The organism is Congzhengia minquanensis, from assembly GCF_014384785.1.
GTDB classification, from domain to species: Bacteria; Bacillota; Clostridia; order UBA1381; family UBA9506; genus Congzhengia; species Congzhengia minquanensis.
This window is the reverse complement of the sequence record NZ_JACRSU010000001.1, coordinates 266,053-277,841: the sequence shown is the minus strand read 5'-3', so window position 1 is coordinate 277,841 and position 11,789 is coordinate 266,053. Positions and strand designations below refer to the sequence as shown.

At 47.5% G+C, this 11,789-nt stretch carries 11 protein-coding genes and 1 other RNA gene; 10 read left to right on the top strand and 2 right to left on the bottom strand.

Annotated elements, in window-relative coordinates; all coding sequences use genetic code 11:
• Positions 1–41 precede the first annotated feature (41 nt).
• From H8698_RS01345 to H8698_RS01300, 10 genes are all read left to right on the top strand, one after another.
• A complete protein-coding gene (locus H8698_RS01345) occupies positions 42–980 on the top strand; it encodes a dipeptidase (RefSeq protein ID WP_249310840.1) in 939 nt (312 codons plus the stop codon).
• A 113-nt stretch (positions 981–1,093) separates the two neighbouring features.
• Positions 1,094–2,287 carry a pyridoxal phosphate-dependent aminotransferase gene (locus tag H8698_RS01340; protein WP_249310839.1) on the top strand — a complete coding sequence of 398 codons (1,194 nt, stop codon included), beginning with the start codon at positions 1,094–1,096 and terminating at the stop codon, positions 2,285–2,287.
• 20 nt (positions 2,288–2,307) lie between these two features.
• Positions 2,308–3,663 (top strand): glucose-6-phosphate isomerase, encoded by a 1,356-nt coding sequence (locus tag H8698_RS01335; RefSeq protein ID WP_249311497.1) that lies wholly within the window; start codon positions 2,308–2,310, stop codon positions 3,661–3,663.
• 87 nt (positions 3,664–3,750) lie between these two features.
• A complete protein-coding gene (gene thrC, locus H8698_RS01330) occupies positions 3,751–5,247 on the top strand; it encodes a threonine synthase (protein ID WP_249310838.1) in 1,497 nt (498 codons plus the stop codon).
• Positions 5,248–5,257: 10 nt separating this feature from the next.
• Complete coding sequence (prmA, locus tag H8698_RS01325; RefSeq protein WP_249310837.1) at positions 5,258–6,226, top strand: 50S ribosomal protein L11 methyltransferase; 969 nt, start codon at positions 5,258–5,260, stop codon at positions 6,224–6,226.
• A gap of 163 nt (positions 6,227–6,389) precedes the next feature.
• Positions 6,390–7,823 (top strand): 4-alpha-glucanotransferase, encoded by a 1,434-nt coding sequence (gene malQ / locus H8698_RS01320; protein ID WP_249310836.1) that lies wholly within the window; start codon positions 6,390–6,392, stop codon positions 7,821–7,823.
• A 14-nt stretch (positions 7,824–7,837) separates the two neighbouring features.
• Positions 7,838–8,581: an alpha/beta hydrolase gene (locus H8698_RS01315; protein ID WP_249310834.1), complete on the top strand. Its 744-nt coding sequence runs from the start codon at positions 7,838–7,840 to the stop codon at positions 8,579–8,581.
• Positions 8,578–9,483, top strand: coding sequence for a DMT family transporter (locus H8698_RS01310; RefSeq protein WP_249310832.1), 906 nt, complete (start codon positions 8,578–8,580; stop codon positions 9,481–9,483). The genes H8698_RS01315 and H8698_RS01310 overlap by 4 nt, the downstream gene beginning before the upstream one ends.
• 12 nt (positions 9,484–9,495) lie before the next feature.
• Entirely contained in the window at positions 9,496–10,101 is a 606-nt protein-coding gene (locus tag H8698_RS01305) for a haloacid dehalogenase-like hydrolase (RefSeq protein WP_177680904.1), read from the top strand.
• 12 nt (positions 10,102–10,113) lie between these two features.
• Positions 10,114–10,371 carry a GIY-YIG nuclease family protein gene (locus H8698_RS01300; RefSeq protein WP_249310830.1) on the top strand — a complete coding sequence of 86 codons (258 nt, stop codon included), beginning with the start codon at positions 10,114–10,116 and terminating at the stop codon, positions 10,369–10,371.
• Between the two features lie 20 nt (positions 10,372–10,391).
• On the opposite strand, the gene H8698_RS01295 is transcribed toward H8698_RS01300, so the two are convergent.
• Both H8698_RS01295 and rnpB read right to left on the bottom strand, forming a co-directional pair.
• Positions 10,392–11,177: a polysaccharide deacetylase family protein gene (locus H8698_RS01295; RefSeq protein WP_249310828.1), complete on the bottom strand. Its 786-nt coding sequence runs from the start codon at positions 11,175–11,177 to the stop codon at positions 10,392–10,394.
• A gap of 157 nt (positions 11,178–11,334) precedes the next feature.
• An RNA gene (gene rnpB, locus H8698_RS01290) (RNase P RNA component class A) lies at positions 11,335–11,718 on the bottom strand.
• Between the last annotated feature and the right edge of the window lie 71 nt (positions 11,719–11,789).

The window sequence follows — 11,789 nt, the reverse complement described above, 5'->3', positions numbered from 1 at the left end:
GCGCCTGCTTTCATGGTAGCAGGGGAAAGGTTCGGTAATTTATGAAGCAATTCACTGTGATTGACGCCCATTGCGACACCGCAAGCGAACTGCTGGACAAAAACGAATGCCTTTTTTCAAACACGGGGCATTTGTCCATTGAAAAAATGAAAGGCTATCAGAGCTACGTTCAGTTTTACGCGGCTTGGGTCAGCAAGCGGGAAAAAAACCCCCTTTTGCGTGCGGTGGAAATCATTGACAGGCTTAAGTGCGAGCTTGAAAAAAACAAAGAATACATGGAAGAAATTAGAACGGCAGAAGAACTAAATTCTGTGCTGGCCCGCGGGAAGCGCGGCGCAGTTCTTGCCATTGAAGATGCAAGGGCGCTTTGCGGCTCCCTTTCCGCTCTGCGTATGTTTCATAGGCTGGGCGTGCGAGCAATTACCCTGGCCTGGAACGACAATAACGACGTAACCGACGGCGCTGCGTCTGAGCGGGGCGCAGGGTTAACAGCCTTTGGCAAAGACGTTGTGCGGGAAATGAACCGCCTGCACATGATGGTGGACGTGTCTCACATTACGCCCAGGGGCTTTTGGGACGTTTTAGAGCACACAAACGCTCCGGTTTTGGCCTCCCACTCCAACGCAGCGGCTGTGTGCGGTCACAGGAGAAATTTAAATGACGAGCAAATCTGCGCTCTTGTGCAGTCCGGCGGCATGGTTTGCGTAAATATCTATCCCGATTTTTTGACGGACGGCAAAACGGCTGACGTAACAGACGTTCTGCGCCACACCGACCACATTTTATCTTTAGGCGGAGAAAACAGCCTGGGGCTTGGCTCCGATTTTGACGGGGTAGACAGACTGCCGCAAGGCTTTTTTGGCGCGGAGGACTATGTAAAACTGTTCAACGAAATGTCCCGCTGCGGCTACAGTGATGCATTAATTGACAAAATCACCCACAAAAACATGGTAAACTTTATGGAAAGAATAGAAAAATGAAAATATTTGTATTTTCTGTTGCATTTTTACGCCGGATATATTAAAATAGAAGAGATAAAAAAGATAAAATGAAACCGTGTTTCATTGAAAAATCATTTAGAGGGGCGATTAACTTGTACATATCAGACAAAGTGAAAAGCATCAGTCCTTCGTCAACCTTGGCGATTGACTCAAAGTTTAAACAGATGAAGGCAGAGGGCGTTGACGTTGTGGGCTTTGGCACCGGCGAGCCGGACTTCGACACGCCGGACTATATTAAAAAAGCTGCGGTTGAGGCTATCGCCGGCGGCAAAACCAAATATACCCCCGCCGCAGGTACTATGGAACTGCGCCGCGCAATCTGCGACAAATTAAAGCGGGAAAACGGCCTTGACTATGAGCCAAACCAAATCGTCGTAACCAACGGCGCAAAACACGCCTTAGTGAACACCTTCATGGCAATTTTAAACGAAGGCGACGAAGTGATTATCCCATCGCCCTACTGGGTGAGCTACCCCGAAATGGTGAAAATAGCCGACGGTGTTTCGGTGATTATCGAAACAAAGGAAGAAGACGAGTTTAAGTTCACGGCCAAAGAGTTTGAAGACGCAATTACCCCCAAAACCCGGGCGCTGGTTTTAAACAGTCCCTCAAACCCAACCGGCATGGTTTACACAGAGGAAGAACTTCGTTCCATTGCCGAGGTTGCGGTAAAACATAATATTTATGTTGTGGCCGACGAAATTTACGAACATTTAATTTACGAAGGCAAGCATGTGAGCATTGCCTCGTTTCACGATAAAATTAAGGACCTGACCATCATCATTAACGGCGTGTCGAAAACCTACGCCATGACGGGGTGGAGAATTGGCTACAGCGCTTCCCATCCGGAGGTTGCAAAAGCAATTTCCAATTTGCAGTCCCACGCCACGTCAAACCCCAATTCCATTGCCCAGGCAGCAACGGTTGCGGCTTTAAACGGCGGCGAGGAAGAAATTGCCCGCATGAAAGCGGAGTTTCAAAAGCGCAGGGACTATATGGTGGAGCGCATTAACTCCATTCCCGGAGTGTCCTGCAGAAATCCCCACGGTGCGTTTTATGTAGTGATGAACATTTCCCAGCTTAAGGGAAAACTACTCGGCGGCAGAACCATTCATACGTCTGACGACTTTGCCGACGTGCTGCTGGAGAAGGCCGGGCTTGCCCTAGTTCCCTGCAGCGGCTTCGGCGCTGACGATTTTGTAAGATGGTCTTACGCCACCAGCATGGAAAACATAGTGGAGGGCCTAAACAGGTTAGAAACGTTTTTGGCCCAGGAACTTAAATAAACACTTTAAGGAGAGAGAAAATAATGAGAAGCATTAAACTTGATTATTCAAAAACGTTAAATTTTGTTTCCCGAGAGGAAATTGAGGCCATGGAACAGCAGGTTTTAGCCGCCCACAAAACCCTGACGGAAAAAACAGGGGAGGGCAGCGACTATCTTGGCTGGCTCAATTTACCTTTCGACTATGACAAGGAAGAATTTGCACGCATAAAGATGAGTGCAGAAAAAATTAAAAGTGACTCCGACGTGCTGATTGTTATCGGCATCGGCGGTTCATATCTGGGTGCGAAAGCGGCCATTGACATGCTTTCCAACAATTTTTATAACCTGCTTTCCAAAGATGAACGGAAAACGCCTCAGATTTTGTTTGCCGGTAACTCCATCAGCGGGTCATACCTCTCCCAGCTTTTAAAATTTGTGGAGAAGAAGGACTTTTCTGTGAACGTTATTTCCAAATCGGGCACAACCACTGAGCCTGCTGTGGCTTTTCGTGTGTTTAAGGAGCTTTTGGAGAAGAAATATGGCAAGGAAGGCGCAAAATCAAGAATTTATGCCACAACCGACAAAGAAAAAGGTGCGCTGAAAAATTTGGCGGACAGCGAGGGCTATGAAACCTTTGTCGTGCCGGACGACGTTGGCGGCCGGTTTTCCGTGCTGACTGCCGTTGGCCTGCTTCCCATTGCTGTTTCCGGCGCGGACATCGACCAGCTTATGGCGGGCGCACAGGCGGCTGTGAAAGAATATGAAGGCTGCGACTTAAAGACGAACGACTGCTACATGTATGCGGCAATCAGAAATATTTTATACAACAAGGGCAAGCAGACGGAGCTTGTGGTGAACTATGAGCCAAGACTGCACTATTTTGGCGAGTGGTGGAAGCAGCTCTATGGCGAAAGCGAGGGAAAAGACGGCAAGGGAATTTTACCGGCTGCTGTTGACTTTTCTACCGACCTGCACTCCATGGGCCAGTATATTCAGGACGGGCGCAGGGTTCTGTTTGAAACTGTGCTGAATGTAGAAGAATCAAGCGACGACGTGACCATTGACGAAACAGAGGACAACATCGACGGATTAAACTTTTTGGCAGGAAAAACCATGAGCTTTGTGAACAACAAGGCATTTTTGGGAACGCTTCTGGCACACAACGACGGCGGCGTGCCGAATATGGTTGTGAATATCCCAGAAATTAACGAATATTATCTGGGGATGCTGATTTATTTCTTTGAAAAGGCATGCGGCATCAGCGGCTACATTCTCGGCGTAAACCCCTTTAACCAGCCCGGTGTGGAAGCCTATAAAAAGAACATGTTTGCCCTGCTGGGAAAACCTGGCTTTGAGCAGGAAAAAGAAGCACTTGAAAAAAGACTTGGCATGTGATATACTAATTTTGAATTGATTGATACACCTAACAGCAAAAAATACCGCAAGCATCAAACATTGCCCAGCGGTTCGGAGGATTGAAAAATGCAGTATCGCAGCACCCGTGACAGTAACACACAAGTAACATCTGCAATGGCAATTAAAACCGGCCTTGCGCCCGACGGCGGTCTTTTTCTGCCCGAAACGGTTCCACAGGTTTCGTTGTCTGAAATTGAGTCCCTTTGCGGCATGACCTATAACGAACGGGCGGTGGACATTTTAAGCCGGTTTTTGACGGATTTTACACAGGAGGAAATTACCACCTGCGTTAACCGCGCCTACAGCCGCGAAAAATTTGAAACGGAGGAAATCGCCCCTATTTTCAAGCTGAACCAAAACACATACTTTTTAGAACTGTGGCATGGCCCAACCTGCGCGTTTAAAGATATGGCGCTGCAAATTCTGCCCCACCTGCTGCTGAAGTCCATTCATAAAACAGGCGAAACCAAAGAGGTGGTCATTTTGGTGGCAACCTCGGGCGATACGGGCAAGGCGGCGTTAGAAGGATTTAAGGACGTAGCCGGCACAAGAATTATTGTGTTTTACCCAGCCGACGGCGTTTCTGACATTCAAAAACGGCAAATGGTAACCCAAGACGGCAACAATGTAGACGTTGCGGCGGTTTGCGGCAATTTTGACGATGCGCAAAACGGCGTGAAACAGATTTTCACTGACAAAGATTATAATGAAATGCTGGCGCAAAACGGCTTTATGCTGTCCAGCGCAAACTCCATAAACTGGGGCAGACTGGTTCCTCAGGTGGTGTACTATTTTTCAGCCTATGCAAATTTAGTGAAAAACAACGAAATTAAGCTGGGGGACAAAATTAATTTTGTAGTGCCCACCGGCAATTTTGGAAATATTTTGGCGGCCTATTATGCAAAAGAAATGGGCCTGCCGGTGAACAGGCTTATCTGCGCTTCTAACGAAAATAACGTGCTGACAGACTTTATCAAAACCGGCGTCTACGACAAAAACCGCGGCTTTAAAACCACAGTTTCCCCCTCGATGGACATTTTAATCTCCAGCAATTTAGAGCGTCTTTTGTCTTTAGCCACCAACGGTGACGACGGGCAGGTGAAAGCGTGGATGGAAAATTTAAAATCCACAGGAAAATATGAAGTGTCTGCCGGCGTGAAACAAAAAATTCTGGAAACGTTCTGGGGTGGATTCTGCGACGACGACGATACCTTAGACGAAATTAACCGCGTATTCCGCGAGACCAGCTATGTAATGGACACCCACACGGCTGTGGCCAAACGGGTGTTGAACCAATATGCGGCAGAAACAGGCGACGCCACAAAAACGGTGATCTGTTCCACCGCAAGTCCATTTAAGTTCTCAGACAGCGTGTTAACAGCCATAAAAGGCGCGCCGGAAACAGGGGACGCTTTTACGCAGTTAGCTGAGCTTGCCGAAACAGCCCAGGCGTCAATCCCAAAATCTTTGGCCGAGCTGAAAACAAAGCCGGTGATTTTCAGAACCACCTGTGAAAAAGACGAGATGGTCGACGTTGTCAGCCAAATGCTGAATTTGGCGTAGGAGGATTTTCATGGATTGGATACAGCTTCGCATTTCCACCACAACAGAGGGCATTGAGCCTGTTTGTGCCGTGTTGATGGACGCCGGCATTACGGGCATGGAGATAGAAGATGCGAAAGATTTTCATTGCTTTTTAGAAGCCAACCGCAGCACATGGGACTATGTGGACGAAGAACTGATGTCGGCTTTTGGCGGCGATACTTGCGTGAAATTTTACGTTACGGACAACGCCTGCGGCGCCGACATGCGCACACAGGTCACCGAGGGCTTAAAGCGCCTGGCCGCTATGGACGAAAAAGGCGAATATGGCGCTCTTTCTGTCACCTCTGCCAACATGAAGGAGGAGGATTGGGCGGAAAATTGGAAACAATATTTTAAGCCGATGAACGTAGGCGACAAAATTTTGATTCTGCCTGAGTGGGAACGCTTAACCGAGCCGACAGACCGCACGGTGTTCACTGTAAACCCGGGCATGAGCTTCGGCACAGGCTCCCATCACACCACCCAGCTATGCATTCAGGGCCTGGAGCAGCGCATAGCACCCGGAATGTCTGTTTTAGACTTGGGGTGCGGCAGCGGAATTTTATCTATCATTGCTTTGCTTTTGGGCGCAAAAGACGCCACAGCGGTGGACATTGACCCCAATGCGGTGGAAATTGCAGTGCAAAACGCAAAGCGTAACAGGATAGACTTAAATACATACCGCACGTTTTCCGGCGACATTGTCAGCGACAAAGCGCTTTTTCGTGCGGTAGCCGACAAAGAATATGACATTGTGTTGGCCAACATTGTGGCAGATGTGATTATCGGCATGGAGCCGGTTATTCCAAAACTTCTAAAGTCCGGCGGCGTGTTCATAACCTCAGGCATTATTCAAGAGCGCGAAGCCGATGTGACGGCTGCATACGAAAAAACAGGGCTAACCTTAACCGGCCGGCAGGAACAGGGCGGCTGGGTAGCACTGCAATATATTAAATGACATTTACTCCCAAGACAGCTTGTTTTGGGAGTAATTTTCAGTAAAACAGTCAATAAACACGCAATTGAACCAGACGAGCTTTTTACGACAGCGAAAGCCGCCTCCTACATTGACTTATGCAAGGGCTGGCAGGAGGAATTTAATTAAGGAGCTGTGTATATTTTTGGAACGTAAAAGCGGAGTTTTAATGCACATTTCGTCGCTTCCCGGTGAATATTCCATCGGAAGCTTCGGAACAGAAGCGAAACAATTTATAAACTTTTTAAAAAGCTGCGGCTTTACCTATTGGCAGGTTTTGCCGTTTTGTATGATTGACGAGTGTAACTCGCCTTATAAATCCTATTCTGCCTTTGGCGGAAACCCCTATTTTGTTGATTTGAATACGCTGTATCATCAGGGCCTTTTAACCGACGGGGAGATGAGCTCCCAGCGGCAGCAAACGCCGTTTAGCTGTGAATATGTTCGGCTTTACCACAACCGCGTTTCTGTTTTGACGGTGGCTTCGCAGCGGGCGGAAAATGTTCAGGAGATTGAAACGTTCATTGAAAATGATTCGCACTTAAAAGCCTTCTGTGAGTTTATGACGTTAAAGCAGGCCAACCACCAGGCGCCCTGGTATGAATGGACCAATTTTGAAATGGACAAAGATACACTGTTTGCCTGGAAGTTTATTCAGTTCCACTTTTTCACCCAGTGGGCCGAAATTAAGCAATACGCCAACAGCCGCGGCGTGAAATTGATTGGCGACATGCCCATTTATGTGTCGCTGGACAGCGCGGATGTTTGGAGCAATAAAGAATTGTTTTTGCTGGACGAAAATAACCGTCCTACAAGCGTTGCCGGCGTTCCGCCGGACTATTTTGCGCAGGACGGCCAGCTTTGGGGTAACCCTATTTATAACTGGGACAAAATGCGCGAAACAAACTTTTCATGGTGGCGGGAGCGCATGATGCACATGTTTTCCTTGTTTGACAGCGTAAGAATTGATCATTTTCGGGGAATTGAATCTTACTGGGCGGTTCCGGGAAGCGCGAAAACAGCCCGCGAAGGCAAGTGGGAAAAAGGCCCGGGCATGGAGCTGGTGGAAGCAATTCGCCAAATTCAGGGGGAAAGAAGCGTAATCGCAGAGGATTTGGGCGACATTACCCAGGAGGTTATCGATCTAGTGAACAACAGCGGTTTCCCCGGCATGCGGGTGTTCCAGTTCGCCTTTATGGGTGGCGGCGACACACCACATTTGCCTCACAATTATCCAAAAAACTGCGTGGCTTACACCGGCACTCACGACAACAATACTCTTTTGGGCTACCTTTGGGAGCTTGATCCCCAAACGCGACGGCATATGCTAAGATATTGCGGCTATACCGACGAAAACTGGGAGAAAGGCTACGACGCAATTTTGCGAACCATGTTTGCAAGCCACGCCGGGCTTGTTGTTCTGCCCATTCAGGATTTACTGGGCTACGGCTCGGACACGCGCTTAAACATTCCCGGAAAGGCGGACGGGAACTGGCAATACCGCGTGACGGAGGAACAACTAAACGCTATTGACAAAGAAAAATTTAAACAGTTGAACGAACTTTATAAACGCACATAAAAGGAGACAAAATTATGAGGACAATTCAAAACATTGCTTATGCCGACACAAACAACGAACGACAGCTGCTGGATTTGTATCTGCCTGAGACAGAAAACTTTAAGACGTTTGTCTATTTCCACGGCGGCGGTTTAGAATCAGGCTCAAAAGGGGAGTGCATTGATGAATTTGCCGGGTTAATTGACAAAAATATTGCGGTTGCGCGGGTAAACTACAGGCTCTATCCCTTTGCGCAGTTTCCCGACTTTATCCGCGACTGCGCGGCAAGCCTTGCATGGGTAAAAGACCACATCAAAGAATATGGCGGCAGTGACACAATATTTGCCGGTGGTTCCTCCGCCGGCGGATACATTGCCATGATGTTGTATTTCGACAAAAAATATTTGGCGCCCTTTCAACTTTCGCCCAACGATTTTGCAGGCTTTGTGTTCGACGCGGGCCAGCCAACAACCCACTTTAACGTTTTAAGGGAGCGTGGAGAAGACCCACGGCGGGTTATCATAGACGATTGTGCCCCCATCTTCCATATTAATGACTACAGCGGCGAGCCGCCTGTGCTGGTAATTGTTTCGGACGACGATATGCAAAACCGGTATGAGCAGACGCAGCTTTTGCTTTCCACCATGAACCATTTCGGTTACCCAAAAGAAAACATCGCATTTCAGCTGATGGAGAACAGCGAGCACTGTTCCTACTGCTCCCAGCCCATTTTTGCGCAAATGATTTACGACTTCATAGAAAAGAGGAACGCACGTTGAAAAATTCGTTTTTTTACATATTGCTTACAGCAGTTTTGTTTACCACTTTAGAGCCAGTCAGCAAGCTCATCGCAGCAGACGTTTCTCCCCTGGCCATGACGTTTATCCGGTTTTTTATCGGCGGCGCAATGCTGCTGCCCTTTGCTGTTACAAAACTGCGCAAGAACAACATGAAGCTTTCTGCAAAGGATTTTATCACACTGGCTCTTTTGGGGGTTTTATGCATCTGTATCAGCATGCTGATGCTGCAGGTGGCTGTTTTAAAGGCGGACTCTCCGGCTTTAATCGCCATCATTTTTTGCTCTAACTCTGTGTTCACCATTTTATTGGCAACGGTGTTTTTAAAAGAAAAGATGACGGTAAAAAAGGCTTTGGCAATGGTTTTGTGCATTGCCGGTGTGCTTGTTTTAGCAGACTTTTCTTCCGGCACAAACGTGGTTTCAATATTGCTTGCCGTGGGCGCGGCGCTAACCTTCAGCCTGTATACGGTTTTGAGCAAAAAATATTCTGCTAAGTTAAGCGGCGTTATCCAAACCGGATTTTCGTTCTTTTTTGGCAGCCTGGTGCTACTGGTCATTTTGCTGTTCACTGGTGAAAGCATTTTTTCCGGCCTCACCACAGGCAAAACCATTGGAATTATGCTCTATTTAGGAATTGCCGTTACAGGACTGGGCTACTGGGCATTTTTTAGGGCCATGGAAAAGTCTTCCGCCACGGCGGCTTCCACAGCGTTTTTTATAAAACCCATTTTAACGCCCTTTGCGGCGTTTTTCATCAATGGAATTGCTCCGGCGCCAAAGGTGTTTGCCGCTTTAATTTTAGTGGTGGCCGGCTCTGTGCTTGCCTCCATGCCTACAAAACAAATGGAGCCTTCCGAACAGCATACGCAAACTATAAATTAAAGGACTGCATTTATGAACGTATATGATTTCGACAACACCATTTACGACGGGGAAAGCGTTTTCGATTTTTACCTCTACAGCGTGCGCAGACAGCCAAAGCTCATTCGCTACTTGTTTGTGGTGGTTAAAGCGTTTTTAAAGTATAAGTTTTGCCGCATTACCACGGAGGAGTTTGAAAAGATTGCAGAGAAGCACGCCCAAAACTATTTATCTCAGCTGAAAGACATTGATTTTTTAATAAAAGATTTTTGGGATAAAAATCAGCACAAGATAAAACATTTTTATCTTTGCTCCAGACGGGAAGACGACGTTATCATATCCGCGTCTATTGGTTTTTTGCTGGAGGAGCTATTTTCCCGCATTGGCGTAAAAAACTATTTGGCCACAGAGGTGGACAAATATACAGGAGAGGTTCAAAAAATTTGTTACCGGAAAAACAAGGTGCAGCTTTTTTACAGTCGGTTTCCCGGTGCGGAAATAGAAAATTTTTATACCGACTCGAAAAATGACGCCGCAATGATGCAAATAGCAAACCGAACATATATGGTAAAGGGCGAAGATTTAGAACTGATTGACGGAACCAGCTGCGAAGAATTCGCGCTGAACCACATTGGATAGCGGGGGAGAGAAATGTTTTATGTTTACCTGCTCGCCTGCCGCGACAACACCCTATACTGCGGCTATACCAACAATTTAGAAAAGAGACTCTCAGCCCACAACAGCGGCCGGGGTGCAAAATATACGAAAAGCCGGCTTCCCGTACGTCTGGTTTACAGCGAGGCCTATGAAGACAAGTCAGACGCATTAAAGCGCGAATGCGCCGTGAAAAAGTTGAAAAAGAGCCAAAAGCTAAAACTGATTGAACAACAAAACAGCGGCCGGTTATAACCGCTGCCAAAAGTGTGGTTTTAACCGCGGTCGTTTGCTTCATCGCTTGTTCGAATTGCGGTCTGCGACCGCTCCCGGGTGATGGCTTGAAATTCGGCCAGGGTGTTCGAGCGAAATATGCCTGCCCGGGGAACGCGAAAGCGGTTTTCCCGTTTGCATGTTCCCCATCCAAAGGAGCGGAAAGCGATGTCGTAATAGCGGGAGGCCTGCTCGCCTAAATCTTTCGACCAGAAACCGCCTGGTGCTGCCAGCGCACGCACGGGTTTTTTAGTGACGGTTTCAATGACAGCTTTTGAATGGGAAAACTGATATTCCGTTTCATCATGGGTCAGGTTTTTTAAATTCTGATGGGAAACCGTGTGACTCTGGATGCTTACCAAACCACTGTCAGACATTTCTTTCAGCTGGGCGCCAGTCATGCGTCCGGGCTTCCCAATCTCGTCTGAAACCACAAAAATAGTTGCTTTTAGGCCATATTTTTTTAAAAGTGGAAAAGCAGTGGTGTAGTTGTCGATGTATCCGTCGTCAAAGGTGATGACAACGGGGCGGTGGGTTTTTCCTGCCTCCGGTAGTTCCTCCGCAAAAATGCCGGTATATTTCATGCGCTTTAAGTAGGCGAGCTGCTGTTCAAAATCTTTCACCTTAACGCTTAATGCCTCGTCTTTTCCCACAGGAACGTCGCTGATGCTGTGGTACATAAAAACGGGAACCGAGGGTTCCGCCAAAACGTCGCAGGCAGGAGAGGCGTCAAGCGTCAGCACAACAACGGCAAACAAAAGCACAACGGCCAGTTTTAAATGTTTCACAGCGAAATTGCCTCCTATATAAAAGAATGTCACTATTTTATCATTTTCGACAGAAAAAAACAACCCCTTAGGCGTGTTTGCCACAGGATTGTAACAAAAAAGGAATGCCAAGCAGACATTCCCAAAAAGCTCTTATAACAGAGCGCAAATTTTCACTTTGTTGAGCAAATCTGTAAGCCGGGTTCTGTATTTGATGATTATCTGTCTAGGCCGCACATTACTGCACGGCTCAAGCCACCGCCAAACACAGGCATGCCGGGCCGGCTAAGCCTGCGTAAGCCAATACGGTGTTGCTTCGGATGGGGTTTACATGGCCGCAGCGTCGCCGCAGCGCCGGTGAGCTCTTACCTCGCCTTTCCACCTTTACCTGCACAGGCACATATTGTACAATTCAATCTTTACAGAAAGCTATGCAGGAAGTCTATTTCTGTTGCACTGTCCTTAGAGTCGCCTCCACCGGGAGTTACCCGGCACCCTTGCCCTGCGAAGCCCGGACTTTCCTCGTGAGAAACAATTCTCCCGCAACCATCTGACTTACTCAACTTTTTTATTATATCATTGAAACAAATGTTTGTCAATAAAACGGTAAAATTAAAAAAATACTTGACAATT